The 17,635-nt window shown below is 32.9% G+C and carries 18 protein-coding genes; 6 read left to right on the forward strand and 12 right to left on the reverse strand.

Annotated elements, in window-relative coordinates; all coding sequences use genetic code 11:
* Positions 1 to 53 precede the first annotated feature (53 nt).
* The gene (locus AC4CVH_RS14605) at positions 54 to 1,946 is read right to left on the reverse strand and encodes a glutamine synthetase (protein WP_490788289.1); all 1,893 of its coding nucleotides are present in this window, start codon (positions 1,944 to 1,946) and stop codon (positions 54 to 56) included.
* Between the two features lie 263 nt (positions 1,947 to 2,209).
* Here AC4CVH_RS14605 and murI point away from each other — a divergent pair, with 263 nt between their 5' ends.
* Genes murI through AC4CVH_RS14625 form a run of 4 tightly spaced genes read left to right on the forward strand, consistent with a single transcriptional unit; the run spans position 2,210 to position 5,924 of the window.
* A complete protein-coding gene (gene murI / locus AC4CVH_RS14610; protein WP_490788475.1) occupies positions 2,210 to 2,995 on the forward strand; it encodes a glutamate racemase in 786 nt (261 codons plus the stop codon).
* 26 nt (positions 2,996 to 3,021) lie between these two features.
* A complete protein-coding gene (locus AC4CVH_RS14615) occupies positions 3,022 to 3,414 on the forward strand; it encodes a DUF3783 domain-containing protein (RefSeq protein ID WP_490788476.1) in 393 nt (130 codons plus the stop codon).
* A gap of 5 nt (positions 3,415 to 3,419) precedes the next feature.
* On the forward strand, positions 3,420 to 4,091 hold the full coding sequence (locus AC4CVH_RS14620; protein ID WP_490788477.1) for a S24 family peptidase: 672 nt from the start codon (positions 3,420 to 3,422) through the stop codon (positions 4,089 to 4,091).
* Positions 4,092 to 4,124: 33 nt separating this feature from the next.
* Positions 4,125 to 5,924, forward strand: coding sequence for a heme NO-binding domain-containing protein (locus tag AC4CVH_RS14625; protein ID WP_490788478.1), 1,800 nt, complete (start codon positions 4,125 to 4,127; stop codon positions 5,922 to 5,924).
* A 42-nt stretch (positions 5,925 to 5,966) separates the two neighbouring features.
* On the opposite strand, the gene AC4CVH_RS14630 is transcribed toward AC4CVH_RS14625, so the two are convergent.
* Both AC4CVH_RS14630 and AC4CVH_RS14635 read right to left on the reverse strand, forming a co-directional pair.
* On the reverse strand, positions 5,967 to 6,866 hold the full coding sequence (locus AC4CVH_RS14630) for a radical SAM protein (protein ID WP_490788479.1): 900 nt from the start codon (positions 6,864 to 6,866) through the stop codon (positions 5,967 to 5,969).
* Between the two features lie 60 nt (positions 6,867 to 6,926).
* Positions 6,927 to 7,973, reverse strand: coding sequence for a YkvI family membrane protein (locus AC4CVH_RS14635; RefSeq protein ID WP_490788480.1), 1,047 nt, complete (start codon positions 7,971 to 7,973; stop codon positions 6,927 to 6,929).
* Between the two features lie 126 nt (positions 7,974 to 8,099).
* Here AC4CVH_RS14635 and AC4CVH_RS14640 point away from each other — a divergent pair, with 126 nt between their 5' ends.
* Positions 8,100 to 9,215 (forward strand): hypothetical protein, encoded by a 1,116-nt coding sequence (locus tag AC4CVH_RS14640; protein WP_490788481.1) that lies wholly within the window; start codon positions 8,100 to 8,102, stop codon positions 9,213 to 9,215.
* A gap of 51 nt (positions 9,216 to 9,266) precedes the next feature.
* Positions 9,267 to 10,190 carry a tRNA modification radical SAM protein MnmL/YtqA gene (gene mnmL / locus AC4CVH_RS14645; RefSeq protein ID WP_490788482.1) on the forward strand — a complete coding sequence of 308 codons (924 nt, stop codon included), beginning with the start codon at positions 9,267 to 9,269 and terminating at the stop codon, positions 10,188 to 10,190.
* Positions 10,191 to 10,206: 16 nt separating this feature from the next.
* Here mnmL and AC4CVH_RS14650 read toward each other — a convergent pair whose 3' ends face one another.
* The 9 genes from AC4CVH_RS14650 to AC4CVH_RS14690 form a co-directional block, all read right to left on the reverse strand.
* Complete coding sequence (locus AC4CVH_RS14650; RefSeq protein ID WP_490788483.1) at positions 10,207 to 10,356, reverse strand: septum formation initiator family protein; 150 nt, start codon at positions 10,354 to 10,356, stop codon at positions 10,207 to 10,209.
* Between the two features lie 71 nt (positions 10,357 to 10,427).
* Entirely contained in the window at positions 10,428 to 11,102 is a 675-nt protein-coding gene (locus tag AC4CVH_RS14655) for an HAD family hydrolase (protein ID WP_490788484.1), read from the reverse strand.
* 90 nt (positions 11,103 to 11,192) lie between these two features.
* On the reverse strand, positions 11,193 to 13,334 hold the full coding sequence (locus tag AC4CVH_RS14660; protein WP_490788485.1) for a BglG family transcription antiterminator: 2,142 nt from the start codon (positions 13,332 to 13,334) through the stop codon (positions 11,193 to 11,195).
* 46 nt (positions 13,335 to 13,380) lie between these two features.
* The gene (locus AC4CVH_RS14665) at positions 13,381 to 14,001 is read right to left on the reverse strand and encodes a P-loop nucleotide/nucleoside kinase family protein (RefSeq protein WP_490788486.1); all 621 of its coding nucleotides are present in this window, start codon (positions 13,999 to 14,001) and stop codon (positions 13,381 to 13,383) included.
* 107 nt (positions 14,002 to 14,108) lie between these two features.
* Positions 14,109 to 14,975, reverse strand: a complete 867-nt coding sequence (locus tag AC4CVH_RS14670; protein ID WP_490788487.1) for a class II fructose-bisphosphate aldolase — start codon at positions 14,973 to 14,975, stop codon at positions 14,109 to 14,111.
* Between the two features lie 44 nt (positions 14,976 to 15,019).
* On the reverse strand, positions 15,020 to 15,415 hold the full coding sequence (locus AC4CVH_RS14675) for a hypothetical protein (protein ID WP_490788488.1): 396 nt from the start codon (positions 15,413 to 15,415) through the stop codon (positions 15,020 to 15,022).
* A gap of 33 nt (positions 15,416 to 15,448) precedes the next feature.
* A complete protein-coding gene (locus AC4CVH_RS14680) occupies positions 15,449 to 16,738 on the reverse strand; it encodes a PTS sugar transporter subunit IIC (protein WP_490788489.1) in 1,290 nt (429 codons plus the stop codon).
* Between the two features lie 30 nt (positions 16,739 to 16,768).
* Positions 16,769 to 17,077: a PTS sugar transporter subunit IIB gene (locus tag AC4CVH_RS14685; protein ID WP_490788490.1), complete on the reverse strand. Its 309-nt coding sequence runs from the start codon at positions 17,075 to 17,077 to the stop codon at positions 16,769 to 16,771.
* Positions 17,078 to 17,146: 69 nt separating this feature from the next.
* Positions 17,147 to 17,599, reverse strand: a complete 453-nt coding sequence (locus AC4CVH_RS14690) for a PTS sugar transporter subunit IIA (protein WP_490788491.1) — start codon at positions 17,597 to 17,599, stop codon at positions 17,147 to 17,149.
* Positions 17,600 to 17,635 lie beyond the last annotated feature (36 nt).

Below are 17,635 nucleotides of genomic sequence, written 5' to 3' on the forward strand. Positions count from 1 at the left end.
GAAAAAAAGAACCACTGGAAAGAATATTTCCAGTGGTTCTTCTTTATCTGGTGTTATATGTCGAGCAAGTTTTTCTTGTAGTTGGAATACAAATTTCTGAGATCGAACATCTTCTTTTCTATGTCTATCTGAAGATCTGATGCAGTTCCGTAATCTTCAGCATCTATAGCCTCTTTTATCTGTGTGAAGAGACTCTTTTTGTCGTATGAATCCTTAAGAAGTTCATGTCTCAGGTTGTCTATCTTCATCCAGTTTGCAACGTCTATATCAAGAGCTTTGTCTATGGAGTGAAGCATTTTTGCGTTCCTTATTTCTTTTGTATACTGATTCAATACTCTGTGGCTCAGTTCAATTAACCATTTTTCTATATAAGCTGTCTTGAAGCTTTCTATATATTTTTCTTTCAAAACTCCGCCTTTTGTAAGTACTGCTTTTTTCTCAGGATATTTGTCGAGGGCTTCAAAGTTTTCGTATACCGTTGCTGGAGCCTTTCCAAAGAGGTCTTCCCTTTCTTCATCGGAATAGCATTCAAATACATCTATTTCACTTCTGTATTCTCTGTCCTTGTCAAAGTAGTCTGCAGATTCTCCCTTTTTCTTTGAAAGTTCCTTCAAAAGGTCTTCCTCAGACTTGTTGTTCTTTACTGCATATTCTATTCCGTCAACCATTGCTATGTAGAGTGCGCCTACTGCAATGTAAGTATTTGTTCCTGGATTTGGGGCACGGAGTTCGAATCTTGTTGCAAGAGGACTCTGCATTTCTCGTACAACACCTATGAGTACGGATCTGTTCCTTGATGGTACTTCAACCGAACGTCCTATTGAAGTTACTATACATACAGGTGCTTCAAAGCCGGGTTTCAATCTTCTCAAGGCATCTGTAGTTGATGAAACAAAAGGATTCAATACTTCATAGTTCTTGAGTATTCCCATGATTGATCCGTATCCGAATATGCTTAGGAAGCTGTTTTTCGAAGAGAAAAGATTTACTCTTTTTCCATTTTTCAGTTTAAGGGCTATCCCTATATGGGTGTGTTCTCCGCTTCCTGCGATTCCCTCAACAGGCTTTGCCTTGAAGGTAACATTGAGTCCGTTTTCCTTGAAAGTTTCTTCTATTATATTCTTTACGAAGGCTTCATTGTCAACTGACTGTACTGATGTTGAATATTTCCAGTCAACTTCCATCTGCTCCATTATTTCATAGTTCCCGTTTTCATCGATCTTGGCCTGGATTCCGCCGACTTCCTTGTGTCCCATTTCAGGCTCAAATCCGTAGATCTCCATTATCTCGAGGGATTGTTCAAGAGCTGTCTTTACAGCACCTTTTGTTCTTGCCCAGTACTGTTCCTTTAAAACCTGTGAAGTTGAAAGGTCCTCAACTTCTGTCTTGTTGTTTGGAGTACTTACCCAGAATTCAAGTTCTGTTGCGGATGTTCCTATGATATCCTCTATGTCGTCAATCTTTATTCCGATTGAGGAAAGTGAAGCAGGGTATTTTTTGAAAAGGTCTGTGAGATTTGATTTCAAATATTCTATTGAATGTTTGAGCACATACCTTGAATCTACTGCTGATCCATTGTGGTACAGGAAGCAGGGAATTCTCAAGGTTCCAACAGGCTTTCCAGTTGCTTCATCCAGGTTGTCTTTATTGTAGTCTACAAACCAGTTGACATCAAGATCAGGCACCATATCAACCTTCGCATCGTCGAGAGTTGCAATTCCAGGAAGTATGATGGAAGAACCGTCTGTCTGTACTGCACCTTTAAGGAAACCATCTATATCGCTTAAAAATACTTTGATTGGTATTTTTTCATCTGTGTTGTTGCCGCAGAGGTCAACTCCTACAGCTGATACGAATTTTATCTCCGGATGTTTCGTTAAAAGTTCCTTGAGACTTTTTTCATTATGACTATCTTTTGATATTGAATAAATTAAATCTTTTGACATGGGAAACCTCCTAATAATAAAAGAATTATACTCTTTATGCATATTATTAATATATTGTAAGCTAAATTATATTTTTGATTTTATAATTTATATCTTGATATGTCAATAGAAATAAACCTATATTAAAATTAATAATTTGATAAATATACTTTGCCCAAATTGAGTTTGTATAGTTTATTGGTATATTATATAATAAGAATAAAGTTGAGATGGTTATGTTAATAATAACTTGATTTCATATAGACATAATACGGGGTGGTATAATGGATCTTAGAGATAAACCAGTTGGTTTTTTTGATTCTGGAGTGGGAGGAATAAGCGTTCTAAAACAGGCCGTAAAAGTACTCCCGAATGAAAATTTTATATACTTTGGAGATTCACTTAGAGCTCCTTATGGAACGAGGATGTCTGGTGAAATAAAAAAGTTTGTTTTTGATGATGTGGATTTTTTGTTGAAGAAAAATATAAAAGCTCTTGTTGTCGCCTGTAATACTGCGACAAGTGTTGCCATAGAAGGCTTGAGAACAAAGTATAGTGATTTGATGCCTATAATAGGAATAGAACCTGCTTTGAAGCCGGCAGTTAAATATAATAAAAATGGAAGTATAATAATAATGGCTACTCCTGTTACCCTATCTGAGGACAAATTTGAAAATCTCGTGAAAAAGTATGATTTTGAGGATAATGTTATTCCCATGCCATGCCCGGGACTTGTTGAACTTATAGAAAAGGGAATTATATGCGGAGATAAAGTTGAGGCGTATCTAAGAAAAAAGTTTTTACCGCTTAAAAATGAAGAAATATCAGCGGTGGTTCTTGGATGTACACATTATCCCTTTATAAAAAAGACACTTGCAGGAGTGCTTAAAGATATGGATCAAAATTCGGATATAATAGATGGAAGTGTTGGAACTGTAAATCAGCTTAAAAGACAGCTCTTGAAATATGATATTTTAAATCTCTCGGATAAATGTGGAAAAGTGTATATGTTTAATTCCCTGAATGATGATAAAATAATTGATTTGAGTTATAAATTGCTGGATTCATGAATTAAAAAGTAGAAGGGATGAGAGCCATGAGCGGAAAAGATAAAAAACTTCTAATAACATTTGGACTTGATGAAAAAGAAAATCAATTTATAGAAAGTATTGAATCAAAGGAGTTTTCAATAGAACATATTGTAGTTGATGATTCAATGACAGGAATGAAAATAAAGGATATAGCAGGCGGGAAAAGGACAAAAACAAGTTCAATAAAGCTTCCGGAGGAAAAAGTAATACTGTTTGACAATGTAGAAAAAGATGAGCTTACAGGTCTCATGGAAACTATAAAAGACGGGTTTCGTGTAAGACCGATTTTTGCAGTAGTTACAGAAACTTCAGCCAATTGGACTTTTGACTATTTGATCGACCAGCTTGTTCAGGAAAAAGAGTGGTTTGCAAAGCAGCAGGACAATAAGAGGGGATGAAAGCTATGAGCAGAGTTGGAGAAAAGATAAAGTTAGGAAGAGAAGCAAAAGGATTAAGTCAGAAGCAGCTTGGGAGAAAGCTTGGGGTTGCTGAAAAATTCATAAACGATGTTGAAACTGGACGAAAAATAGCAAATCAGAATATAATTGACAGATTGTCAAAAGTATTAGGTGTGGAAATAAATGATCTTTCAAGTGCATTAGAATCAGAAACATATAAGGAAGACAATAAAGTCAAATACTCAATTCCGTCTAAGCCAGCCCAGGTGAATTCGGTTTGGAGCGATGCTTTTTCCGACATACTTAAGGATGTACCTATTTATGATTATAGTCTGAGTAAATGCTTTGGAGTTAGAAAACTCCCTGTGGTAAATAATAAAATAGAGGGTCATCCGAAGGACAAAGTGGCGTATTTAAAAGTTGAAGATGACGATATGATTGGGTTCAGAATACAGGAGGGAGATCTTGTATTTGGTCATATGAGCAAAAGCATAGATAATAATGCTATATTATTGTTGGAATACAATGGAAACAGAGCTATAAGACAAGTAAAAAAATTGGATGGAAGCAAGATATTGCTTGTCAGTAATAGAGGAAGTGTAAGAACAGAAACTGTGAGTATAAAGGATGTGAAGCCAATATTAAGACTAGATAAGATTGAAATAAGTTTGGCATGACTTGGTTAAAGGTGCCATTTAGGGAGTGATGGAATGAAAGGAACAGTTATTGCCACTTGGATGAATACTTGCAGAAAACTTTATGGAGATGAAGTTGTGGATGATTCAATGGAATTCGTTGGATGGAATCATTCGAAAGTGTTTCTGCCAGGTGAAGATATAGATGACAAGACAGTAAAAAAAGTCATCGGGAACATATCAAGTAAGGTCAAAAGATCGGAAAGTTCAATTTGGAAAAGCATAGGACTTGATAATATAAATGCATTTCATAATGATTATCCAGCTTTTTTTGAACATGAGAACTTATATTCATTTTTTAAATCCATGTTTGATGTTCATGTTGTAATGACAAAGAGATTTCCAGGAGCAAAACCTCCACTTGTAACAATAAACCCTATATCAAAGAGAGAAGCGATATTTGAGTATAAATCTCAAAGAGGCATGTTTAGTTATCTTATGGGTATGATAGAGGGGAGTGCTAAATTTTTCAATGAAAAACTTGAAGTTAAACAGCTGGAGAAAACCAAAACAGTTGTAAAATTAAAGTTTACATTTGAAAAAGACATATACTACAAGAAAGTATATAAATTCAACAAATTCCTTTCTCTGGGCTTTATAAGGAATATAGGTGCGAAAATTGGAGTATTTAACTTTATCGTAACATTGTTAATATGTTTTGCTCTCTTTGAAACAGAAAGCATACTAAAGAACATTGTAATTTCAATCGGTGCATTTGCAGCCTCTTTTGTATCAGGTTCCCTTCTCATGAGACCTCAATCCATAATAAAGGACAGCATTTTGAAAATAAATAAAAATAGCTACCTCGAAGACGGGGCTATTGAAACTAATGATTTTTTTGAAGATATGTACAAGCTACTTGGAGTCCACAAAAAGGGCGTAAGAAAAGATTTTGTAGGATTTAAAGGTGTAACTGACGAGATGAGTACTTTTGTAAAGAGAATCAACAACATAACCACTTCAATGAGCAACACGTCAAATGATATATCGGGAGTGGTTGGAGAGGTTGCTGATTGTGCGGTAAATCAGGCTGAAAGTACTGGAAATGTGGCTTCCATATTGAATGACAATATAAACAGCCTTAAATCTATAGTAAACAATGAAAATGAGAATAAGGCAGAACTTGAAAGTGCTATAGACAAGATAAACAACAGCTATGAAAATGTAAATGATACGAGCAAGAATATACTTGGTACTCTTGAGCAGTTCAGAGAAGTAAGGGACAGGGGAGTTGACCTTCAGTCCAAGGCAAAGGACATTACAAGTATAGTTTCCATGGTATCTGATATTTCCGAACAGACAAATTTGCTTGCCTTGAATGCATCCATAGAAGCTGCACGTGCAGGTGAACATGGAAAAGGATTTGCAGTAGTTGCCGAAGAAGTAAGAAAGCTTGCGGAACAGTCAAAGGACTCGGTGCAGGAGATCAATTCAAATTTGGCTAATTTTGTTGTAAATATAAAGGGATTGGTAGAAAAAATAGAAGCACAGTTTGGAGTGCTTCAAGCAGAAACAAAGAAACTTGAAGGGGTTAGAGAGGTTAGTTATGAGGCAACTCAATCTATAGGCTCAGTAGCATCATCAATGATAGAAACTATAGACAAGCTTACAGAGGAAGCTAATTCCATTGGAGGGATATATAATAATATCGAATCCCTTGCTGCAATAGCAGAAGAGAATTCAGCTTCATCAGAAGAAGTAAGTGCCAATGTTTCAACTTATACGAATGAAATAAAGAAACTTGTGGATGGTATAGGGCAATTCAAAGAGATGACTGAATCCTTCAAGAAGGATCTGCAAAAGTATAGAACGTGATTAAAAAATAACGACATTCTGGTGATTGTCGTTATTTTTTATTTATACACCTTCCAGATTAAAATCCGGGATGAAATCTCTGGATGAAGTACCGGTGTCCTGAATAAATCCATTTACAAGGCCAATTGAAAGGCAATAATCTATTAGTGTATCATAATGCTTTGGATTTAATTGTTTGTTTATTTCTGGAAATTTACATGCCATATATGTTGGGGTGTACTGATTCATTAAACTTATGTAAGCTGAGTGTGAAAAGTTTTTTCTTATATAATCCATAATTTTTTTAGAATCGAATAAAAGTCCGGGAAGCATCAAGTGGCGTATTATAACTCCGCGTTTTATTAGTCCATTATCATCTATTTTTACTTTTCCAACCTGATGTATCATCTCTGCTATATTTTTTGAAGCTGTTTCGAAGTAATTTGGAGCATTTGAATATCTTATTGAATATTTATCACTAAAATATTTAAAGTCTGGAAGATAAACATCTATATAACCCTTAAGTGATTTTATGGAATCGTAATTTGCATAACTGTTTGTGTTGAACAATATGGGAATACTCAGCCCCTTTGATTTTGCAATGTCAAGGGCTTCCCTTATCTGTGGTATATAGTGTGTCGGGGTTACAAGGTTTATGTTGTGGGCACCTCGTTTTTGCTGTTCGAGAAATATATTTCCAAGTCTTTCTATGCTGATTTCTTTTCCTTTGGCGTCTGAACTTATAGCGTAATTCTGGCAAAATACACATCTTAAATTACAATTCGAGAAAAAGATTGTTCCAGAACCACGAGTACCTGATATACAGGGCTCCTCCCATTTATGGAGAGAAACTTTGGCAACTTTTACGTTCCTTTTGGATTTGCAAAATCCTGTTTCATTTTTTAGCCTGTTCACACTGCAGTTTCTGGGACATAATCTGCATTTTTCCAATTCCTGTAACATTTAAAAGCACTCCTACCGAATTTTTATAAATATTAATTATATACTTTATGTCTTGATTTATCAATTTCTATGTTTTATATAAAATGCAAGACAGTTCATGATAAATATAAGACTCACTATACCGAAAGCAGGGTAGAGGCAAGATATAAGTTTAGCGAAACCTATCTGTGAGATTGGTATTGTAAGTGCAACTATAAATATTATGCATTTATTATAAGAGATATTCAGCACATCTTCCAGGGTCTTGCCTATACTGTATATATTTGATACTTCTGTTGAAAACATTTCGAGCCAGATTACAAATAAAAGCAGAATTTGGATGATCTTGCCGAATCTGTTTGCTATGTACAGAAGAGGAATTTCGTATTCAAAAATATATGGAATATTGACCATGAGAAGAAAATTAATAATAAGCGTTAGAACTGTAAGGACTATACACCCTAAAATTACTCCTGGTATTAAAATCTTTTTTTCTTTTATGTGACCTGATAATGGAACAAGTACCCCACTGCAGCATAAAATGTTAAAACCTCCATATAGTATAGATGAAAGCGTCCAATGGTCTTTGTAGACAGGAATATTTTTTATTTCATGAATATCCAGTCCATGGTACAGCACCAAGTATAATGAAAATAAAATAAATATCACTGCAACAAGACAAGGCACTATAAAAGAATTTATTTTTATAAGACCATTTGTATTTTTAAACAGTATGAAAAGAGAAAGAAAAATCATGAAGCATATGCCAAACCACTTTGAAATCTTGAAATATTGCTGTATAAGTTCACCACTTCCAGCGAGTATTATAGATGAACTTCCTATAAGAAAAAAAGTAGTGAGAGAGTTTATTATGGCAGATAAAAAACCCGGGGTTACAAGAGATATTAGGCTGTCGTATGAGCTTAGGTTGTATTTTAAACTTAAATTTATTATAAAAGATGAAACTACCATGTACAGTACAAGACATAGAAGTATTCCAATAAAGCTTTTGGGACCATAAGTAGTAAAGAAATGGCTTATTTCCTGCCCGGAAGCCAAACCTGCTCCAACTATTGTACCTATGAATACAGCAGCTATTTGAAAACACAATGATAATTTCCTATTCAAAAAATTTCCTCCTGAAAAGTATATCTATATAAATATATAAACTCAAAATCAAAAAGATGTATCATAAATTAAATTTTTATTTAAGGGGAAAATATATTATGGAATTATGCGGAGAGGTGATGGCAAATGATGAAAAGGAATGAAAAAATATGTATTATTTTAACTTTTTTAGCGTGTACTATGTTGTTTACAGCATGTGCAATAAACAAGAAGAGCGAAATGGGCAGTAATGAATCTTCTTTTAACATGAAGCTTGCTTCAAATGTAGTTGAAACATACATGAACTATTTGATTAAAAATGATTTCGATGGAATGAAAAGCTTGTATTCAAAAGAACTTTTAAAGTCACCTGTGAAAGAAGAAAATGATAAGCTTAAGATATTGGGATATAATGTATTTGACAAAAGTAAAGTTGGAAACTCTGCAATTTTTATGATAAATGTTCCAAGGGCTTATCTTGACAGACCTTTTACAAGCCTTGATCGATATACATTAAAGATTACTAAAGAAAAGAATGAATATAAAATAGTTGATATAAAGAACGCCGTACAGCAAGAGGCATTTGTATACAAAAACAAAATAAGAATGAAAAACAAGGACAGTGCTGACACAAATATGATTGTTGAACTTAAATCACTTCCGAATTATGTTTTTTCCAAGGAAGACAAAACAAAATTGGATAAAGTTCCTGTACCGAAATATGATCCGTATATAATTAATTTTTCGTATGAAGGAAGTATGCTTGCAGTTACAACGTATAATGTTAATTCATATATAGGCATAGTAAAAATAGACCAAACAATGGCGACCCAAGGACAAATGGTCCAAAATGGAGGTTCTTCGGATAGTCAGGAAGGAAGTTCTGGAGATAATGGAGGGTCTCAAAATATTTTGGAAAAACCTATTGGCAAACAACTGATTACATTGGACCTTTTAAAAAATTCCAAAGTGAATTTAATGGAATTTTCTAAGGATGAAAAATTATTGATGGTTCAATATTCAAGTAAGAATGTTGAGAACTGTATTAGGGTATACAAAGTTGATGATGGAGAAATGATAGACTTCAAATTTGAGAAAAAGTTTCCACTCGACAAGGTAAAAATATTGTTTTCTTCTTTTGGTCAAGACACTTTGAACTTTGATGTTGTGCTAAGAAATAAAAATACAGAGGATGAATCCACAGCACGTATTACAGGAAAATGGAGGATGGACCTCAAGGAATTTAAAGCTGAGAGAATGTGATATAATTTATTTTGAAAGATAAATAACATATTGCAGGGGAGATTGGTAATTTTGATGTGGGGAGATAAAAGATATTACAGCTTGAATTATTATTTGAGACAGAAATTTGGATGCAAGGTTTTTAAAATATGTCTTGATGCTGGATTTTCATGTCCGAATAGAGACGGCACTTTGAGCAGTGGTGGATGTGTATTTTGCAGTTCAAGAGGATCTGGAGATTTTGCGGGAAATAGAAATTTTTCAATACATGACCAGTTTCAAAATATCAAAGAAATGATGAAAAAGAAATGGAAAAAGGGGAGGTATATAGCATATTTTCAGGCATATACAAACACGTATGCACCTGTTTCTGTACTGAGGAGGAAGTATGAAGAAGCTTTGAAGGAGGATGATGTTGTTGGTCTTGCAATAGCTACAAGGCCGGATTGCCTTGGAGAAGATGTGCTTGATTTGATAGAGGATTTTAATAGCAGGATTTATACATGGGTTGAACTTGGACTTCAAACTTCAAATGAAGCTACTGCTGTCGCAATAAATAGAGGATATAAACTTGATACTTTTGAGAGGGCAGTTCAGGAATTGAAAAAGAGAAACATTGACGTTGTAGTTCATATTATACTTGGATTGCCGGGAGAGAACGAGGAAGACATGATAAATACTGTAAAGTATGTTTCATCAATGGGTGTCAGCGGAGTAAAGTTTCATCTTCTGCATCTTATGAAAAATACACCTCTTGTTAATATGTATAATCGTGGAAAATTAAATTTCATGACAGAAGAGAAGTATGTAGATTTAATATGCAGGGCAATTGCTATGACCGATAAAAATATTGTTATACACAGGCTGACGGGAGATGCTCCCAGAGATACATTAATTGAACCTAAATGGAGTCTCAAAAAATGGGAGATACTTAATTCAATAGACAAACATCTTTTAGACAATGGAATTTGTCAGGGAGATTGTGTGGACAATTAAAGAATCAGAATAAGGATTAATTCTGATTCTTTAATTTATGCTTTAATTTATGATTTTCGTATTTTAAAAGTAGTATCTGTTTTCTTTGATATGCAATTTGATTTTTGAGCCGATAAAAAGTTGCAAGAGATGAAGCAATAATTGCAAAGAACAAGAAGACTATCATAAAATATACTCCTAAAAATTTTACTATTATATTTTATTCATAATATCAAATAAAGTGAGTGTAAATATGTTTTATATTAGTTCTTTAAAACTTGAAATACCTGCATCACAATGTTTAAGCATTGATTCCAAGGAGTGTATAGAATGAGAATCTTTTACAGCAATTACTTTCATGTTTGCCGATTTTGCAGACATTATTGCAGGAAGAGAATCTTCAAATACGACGCAGTTTTCAGGAGCAATGCCAAGCTTTTTTGAAGAAAGAATGAATACGTCCGGAAAGTCTTTGTCATGTTCAACTTCATCTGTAACTGAAATACTGTCAAAGAAATTATATATTTTATTTGTCTTCAATGCCGTCCTTGCAGTTTCTATATAATTGCTTGTAGCCAGGCAGATTTTTATTTTGCGGGATTTGACTATGGAAAGAAAATCTTTAACGTATGGCTTTATCATCTTTTTGTTTTTGTATATGGACAAAGCCATTGTATACCAGTCGTGTTCTATTTTTGATGCAGAATCAGATATATTGAAGCGTTCTTTGAAATACTTTGCAGTTTGATGAAAGCTTAGGTGCTCGATTTCAGTTTTTAAATTATTGGGAACATCTAAATTTAGCTGTTTCAGGTAAATTTGGTCTATATTATCCCACATACCCATTGAATCGAGAAGCGTACCGTCCATATCGAAAATGAGTGCTTCGGCATTGTATACTATATTTTTTGTTATATGATTGTTGTGAGTCATAAGGTTCATCTCCAATAGTTATATAAATGTTTAATATTTATATAACTATATATTAATGATGTTTTTACGTCAATGTCTTAGTAAATTAAACTATTTGTTAGAATATATATTTATTATATCTATAACCTGGTCTTTTGTTTTTGCATTAAATACATTTTTCAAGTCATCACTCTTCATAAAAAGAGTCATTAATTGTGACAATGCCCTTAAATGAGAGTCTTTATCTTTGGCAGCCAATGTAACTATGAGCTTTATTGGATCATTAAGGTCACTTCCAAATTTAACAGGATTTTTAATTGTCATAAGACTCATGGACAGTTTGTTTACTCCATCTTCAGATTTTGCATGAGAAAGAACAACTCCTGGCGATATTGACATGTAGGGTCCAAATTCTTTTATATTGTTAATTATTGATTCTTCATAACTTACTTCAACGTAGTTTTTTTCTCTTAATACTTTCATGCCATTTCTAATGGCTTCTTCCCAGTATCTGCATTCTACATTCAGACTTATAAAATCTGGAGTTAATAGATCTTTCAATGTATATTCAAAATTTTTCTTTGAATATTGGTGCCTTTCTTTTTTTATTTCATACATAAATTCGTATTTGAGTTGTTCCAGCTCATTTATAGTGCAGTATTTATTAGTTACTTTGAGGAGTCTATTTATAAGATGCATTTCAGTTTCATAACTTTCTTCTTTTTTATATTTTCCCTGAAGATATTTGGATAACTTGTCATAATCATTTTTAAGCATAAGCGGATTTACTTTTATATATGAATTGCTGCTTATATAAGGAATGTCTATAGTACTTATTATGTAGTCGTATTCTATATTTTTTAAATCCCTAACCGCCCTGCTGGGAATAATATCTACTATTTCAACGTGAAATTTATCCAAAATTTGTGCTGCTGCCATTCTTGCTGTGCCAAGCCCTGTTCCACAAACCAAAATGACTTTTAATATCTTTTTTTCATCTTTTTTTACATTTCTCAATGCAGCTCCAAAGTGAAGAGAAATGTAAGCTATTTCATTGTCATCTATTTTACTTCCTATAAAGTCTTCAAGGTAAATACATGCCAGTTTAGTATTTAAAAATAATTCATTATAATTCATTCGTATTTCTTCATAGAGTGGATTTACTAATTTCAAGTTGAATTTAATCCTGTAAATACTTGGCCTCAAGTGTAAGACAAGCCCTTCAATTAATGTGTCTTTTTTGCCACCAAAATCTACAAAGTATATCTTTTCAATTTCTTCTACCATCTTTTCACAAATGCTATAGAGATTATCGGCAGTATACTCATTTATATTGTATATTTCATTGTTTTTAAGAACTCTTGCACCTAAAAGGTGAAGTGTAATATAATTTACTTCCTCTTCTGGAATTTTTAATTTATAATGATTCTCTATTTTTTTTAGAATTTTTTTTGCAGTTTCATATTCTCTGCCTTTTTTTAGATTTTTTAGATTGATTTGTGGTATGCTGATACTTGAATCAAGCTCAACTCTCTTGATCATTATGGTTATATGGGTAATAAGGCTTCCGTAGGCTTCATCACTAAATTCTTTATTAAGTTCCGATTCTGCACTTTTTATTAATTCATCAATAAAATCTATATCTATATCGGAAAATAAAGTTTCAAATTGAAGATTATTTATTTTTGATTTAACAGTCCCTTTCTTAATGTAATTTACAATATCTTCTGCAGAAATTGTTTCTTGTGCTATTTCTCTTATGGCTTTTCTCTTGTTTTCTTCTTTTCCATCTACAATGATACCAATTCTCGATTTTCTTATGACTTTTAAATCTCTTTCATTAAGCCATCTTTCTATTAGATTTAGTTCTTTGAAAATTGTATTTTTTGACACACATAATTTATTTTCAAAATATGAAATTTTGATGGCTTTTTGAGATTGTAATATTTTCATAGTGATAAATTGAAATCTTTCATCTCTTGAATAAATATATTTATAAGGAGTATATTCTCCTAAAAAAGAATCCAAAAATTCATTTATTCCTGGTTCAATAACAAGCTTGACTCCTTTTAGATGCTGTTTTTCTAAATACTTAAATCCATTTTTAACAAGAAATGTTTCAATTTTATCAATCTTATACCGTATGGCCCTATCGGTAAGTTTGTATATTTTTGCTAAGTCTTGGATTTTAACATAGTCACCTTTTTCCCGTATGTATTTAAGAATTTCTATACAACTTTTGTTAAGTTCCATAAAATCCTCCTCTTCTATATTTTATTAAATAATTTAATATATCATGTTATTTGGATTTATCACCATAAATATAAAGCTTGATGTCTTCCAATAGTTTTGAGTAATCAATTTTTGTATAATCGGTTACATCTATTTTGTACAATTTTCCAAGTTCAAATTTATCGTAGCCTCTTGTAGTGCATCTTTTTATAAATTCCTCATATGTTAGTAAATTATCGGCCTTACTTCTGTCAGATAATTTATCACCTTTTTTATAACTAGTTACAATATGGCTTAAATGTCTTGACGGATCTAGATCACGTTTTCTCTGGCGTTCAAATAACACGTTGAGGTCTCCTGACAATCTAACAGTAATAACCCTATAGCAATACTTATCCACCAATTTCTCAATATTGGGTTTTTGTTTTTGGCTAAAAGGATAATCTGATATTATATTGGCTTCATGTTTCATTTGTTGTTCCATTTTTTCATAGTATTTTGCCCAGGCTATTTTCTCTATTTTAAGTTTTTCTTTCAGGGAGTTATATCCATAAACGTCACAATAATGCTCTTTTAATTCATCTTGAGAAATTACACAGAATGGCCCTAATTTATCTATAATGATATTACTTAAATATGTTTTCCCCGTTCCAGGGAGTCCTGCTAACAGGATTAAATTTTTTTCCATGTTGATCCTCCTGTAAAATTTATTTACCAAAGAAAGAGTACAAGAAATATCCCGCACTCTTCTATAGTATCCATTTTTGTATAAATCATTAATTAAAAGGGATATATTTACTTTTCTTCATAAAAGCTACCTTCCTTATTCATGAATATATCAATCTTGTGCTTTATAATCTGTTTTACTGCTTCATTGCATGGAATAATATTGTGACGAAGTGATTTATTTACTTTAGTATCTGCAAAAGTTTCTTTAGCAGTCTTAGTCCAAGCTACTAACAGTTCAGTTCCAACATTGAATTTACGAATACCATTGTCTATTAAATCTTTAATATCCTTTTCATCAACTCCAGTACCTCCGTGGATGACTAAAGGCACATCAACCACTGAATTTATTTGTTTTAAAAGAGGTATATTGACTTTAGTTTTGGATTTATACTGTCCATGATTAGTACCTATTGCAATTGCCAGAACATCTACTCCTGTTGCTTTTACGAATTCTACAGCATCCTTTGGATTAGTGTAAATTTTGTCGTCTTCATCTACATGTACTCCTTCTTCAGTACCACCGATTGTTCCCAATTCGCCTTCTGCTGAAGCACCGTGTCTATGTGCATATTCTACAACTGCACGGGTTTTCATAATATTTTCTTTAAATGGGAGATAAGAGCCGTCAAACATTACTGACGTATAACCTTTATCTATGGCGTCTTTGATATCATCAAAATCCCTCGCATGATCCAAATGCAAAACTACATCCACCATTTCTTTTTCAGCCATGGATTTACATACAGCTACCAAATTTTCATGACCAATATATTTTGCAGTATCCACGCTAGTCTGAATTATAATTGGTGCACCTTTTTCTTTTGCTGCACGTATCATGTCAGGCAGCATCTCCAAATTATGTGTATTAAATGCTCCAACTGTGTAATTTAATTTTTCTGCTGTTGATGTTACTTCTTTTAATGTTGTATACATGTTTTAATTTACTCCTTTTTATATTAACTTTTATTTTAAAATTATTACAAACCTCGTGTTACATCTTTAGAAATCTGCATCATTTTATCCATTTTTTTTAAATATATTTGTAAAACATCATCGTCATTTGCATTGGCTGCTTCTGCACGTTTTTTGTTATATAACTTCAGTAAAGTTTTATAACCATTGCCTATAGATTTTTTTATTTCAAGGCTTTCTTCTAATGCTTGAATAGCGTTTTCTTCTTGTTGAAGCTCATAAAAATCCATACCAATTTCTTCATAGATTTTAGCGCGTTCATTTGTATCTGCCTCTTCAAGCTTATTTTTTTTGATATTAATTTCGCTTAATAATTCATTTTCACGTTCTTGAGTTAATATAATCTTTTCTGAGCTATCCTTTATCTGATCTTTATTTTTTTTCTTTTTGAATCCAAACACTATTTAATCCTCCTAATACTATCCTCTTAAATTTTAGAATATTTTTAAAATTGGAGTTATAATCCACGCATATAACAAAGCTGCAGTTACAGTGTCTACATCGGTTGCTGTAGCGTTTACAAATCCCATGGAATTGAAAACAGTTACTAGCAGAGCCGGCAGTAATGTAATGAAGAAACCATGTGCTATACCGCCTATAATTGCTCCTCGACGTCCGCCGACTAAATTACCAAATATACCAGCAGTACCACCTGCGAAAAAGTTTGTGAGCATGCCTGGTAAAATCATGGCTAAGCCAAAGGCCGGTAATACGAACATTGCAACGATTGTTCCTATAGTTGTTGTTACAAAACCTAAAATTACGGCATTGGGACTGTATGGAAATAATACCGGACAATCAAGTGCTGGCACTGAATTTGGGACTATTCGCATTGCAATTCCTCTGAATGCTGGAACAATTTCTCCAAGCAATAATCTAACTCCTGACAATAATACATATACACCTACTACAAACTGCATGGATTGTAAAAATGCAAACATTAAATAATTTGTATTTCCTGATAATGTGGCTCCGAATTTTGCACCGGCAAAAGCAGCTGTAACCACATATAATGGAACCATAACTACCATCATGGATATATACGTATCCTGCAAAAATTCAAATTGAGTAGGTAATTTTAGATCCTCAATTGATTTTTTATTTTCACCTTTTTCACCAAATAATTTTGCAACTCCTGCCTCAAATATATATCCTATAGTACAGAAATGTCCCAAGGCTATTTCGTCCATACCAGTAATTTTGCGTACAAATGGTTGTGCAATGGCTGGCATTGCTACTGCAAATATACCTCCGATAATGCCTCCTACTATAATCAATGCAGCACCACGAAGTCCAGCTACATATCCAAAAACTGTTGTCATAGTTGACATCCAAAGAAGTGCCTGACCAGTTAAAAATATATATTTCCATTTTGTGAACCTTGCAATTATAATATTACAGATAAATATAGCTAGAAAAGTTAAAGCAATACTACTGCCCAAACCCAATTGATTCATTGCCTGGCCGTTAATAGCTTCAATTGATGGAATAATGCCTTGCATATGAAAGCCTTTTGTAAAAATCTTGCCAAAATACTCCAAACTTCCGACGATTATATTAGAACCTGCTGACAGAACTAGAAAACCCAACATAGTTTTTAATGAACCTGAGATAATCTGTCCCAATGATTTTTTTTGTAGTATTAATCCAAGCATCGCTATTAAAGCAATGGTAATAGACGCTTGAGTCAAAATATTCTGAATAATAAAATTTACAACGCTCATTTTTAATCACCATTTCCTTCCTTTTAAGTTTTATTGCAGAGCACCTCGCTCTTTTAACGCGGGGGTGATTTTTTCTTCAATTTCTACTTTTGAAACAATATTTTTTAGGTATACAATTGTTGTCTGTTTAGGATCAATTGAAAATTTTTCAAATTGTGATTGGAAATTTTGAGCAGTAACTATAATATCAGGTTTGATTGATGCAGCAGATGAAATGTCACTATGATCCAGTTTTGCATCAACACCTAGCTTATTCAGTACATCTTCTGCTGCCATCTGACACGCGAAACTACTTCCAAGACCTGCACCACATACAAATAAAATACTAACTTTTTTCATAAAATCCTCTCCTTTATTAATTTTTAATATTTCAATACAAATTGATTTACCGTAAAAGGTACAATTTGATTAATATTTGTCAATAATTTGAATTGCATCTTCGATTTTTGTAGACTTCATAAGTTTATCCAGATCTTCAGTATTCATAAGCAATTCCGTAAGCTTTTTCATAATCTTCATATGTGAGTCACTGTCAATTGCAGCAAGTGTGATTACAAGTTTTACGGGATCATTCATTTCACTTCCAAAATCTATTGGATTTGCAAGAGTCATTAAACTCATAGACATCTTTTTAACGCCATCTTCAGGTCGTGCATGTGAGAGGACTATTCCAGGAGCAATAACCATATAAGCTTCAAATTTTTCAAAATTATTTATTATGGAATTTGTATAGCTTTCTTTTATAAATCCCTTATTTATAAGCATTTGCGCACCTTTTCTTATGGCATCCTTCCAGTCTGTGCATTTTATATTTATTCTTATAACTTCTTCATTTAGTAAATCACTTAGCAAATTTTTCATCCTCTTTTCCTGTTAGGTTTAAATACTATTTATTAA

The sequence above is a fragment of the Clostridium pabulibutyricum genome, from assembly GCF_058242705.1.

Coding starts and splice junctions, on each gene's coding strand:
- AC4CVH_RS14605 (WP_490788289.1), bottom strand. CDS start 1,946: ATGTCAAAAGATTTAATTTATTCAATATCAAAAGATAGTCATAATGAA.
- murI (WP_490788475.1), top strand. CDS start 2,210: ATGGATCTTAGAGATAAACCAGTTGGTTTTTTTGATTCTGGAGTGGGA.
- AC4CVH_RS14615 (WP_490788476.1), top strand. CDS start 3,022: ATGAGCGGAAAAGATAAAAAACTTCTAATAACATTTGGACTTGATGAA.
- AC4CVH_RS14620 (WP_490788477.1), top strand. CDS start 3,420: ATGAGCAGAGTTGGAGAAAAGATAAAGTTAGGAAGAGAAGCAAAAGGA.
- AC4CVH_RS14625 (WP_490788478.1), top strand. CDS start 4,125: ATGAAAGGAACAGTTATTGCCACTTGGATGAATACTTGCAGAAAACTT.
- AC4CVH_RS14630 (WP_490788479.1), bottom strand. CDS start 6,866: ATGTTACAGGAATTGGAAAAATGCAGATTATGTCCCAGAAACTGCAGT.
- AC4CVH_RS14640 (WP_490788481.1), top strand. CDS start 8,100: ATGATGAAAAGGAATGAAAAAATATGTATTATTTTAACTTTTTTAGCG.
- AC4CVH_RS14650 (WP_490788483.1), bottom strand. CDS start 10,356: ATGATAGTCTTCTTGTTCTTTGCAATTATTGCTTCATCTCTTGCAACT.
- AC4CVH_RS14655 (WP_490788484.1), bottom strand. CDS start 11,102: ATGACTCACAACAATCATATAACAAAAAATATAGTATACAATGCCGAA.
- AC4CVH_RS14660 (WP_490788485.1), bottom strand. CDS start 13,334: ATGGAACTTAACAAAAGTTGTATAGAAATTCTTAAATACATACGGGAA.
- AC4CVH_RS14665 (WP_490788486.1), bottom strand. CDS start 14,001: ATGGAAAAAAATTTAATCCTGTTAGCAGGACTCCCTGGAACGGGGAAA.
- AC4CVH_RS14670 (WP_490788487.1), bottom strand. CDS start 14,975: ATGTATACAACATTAAAAGAAGTAACATCAACAGCAGAAAAATTAAAT.
- AC4CVH_RS14680 (WP_490788489.1), bottom strand. CDS start 16,738: ATGAGCGTTGTAAATTTTATTATTCAGAATATTTTGACTCAAGCGTCT.
- AC4CVH_RS14685 (WP_490788490.1), bottom strand. CDS start 17,077: ATGAAAAAAGTTAGTATTTTATTTGTATGTGGTGCAGGTCTTGGAAGT.
- AC4CVH_RS14690 (WP_490788491.1), bottom strand. CDS start 17,599: ATGAAAAATTTGCTAAGTGATTTACTAAATGAAGAAGTTATAAGAATA.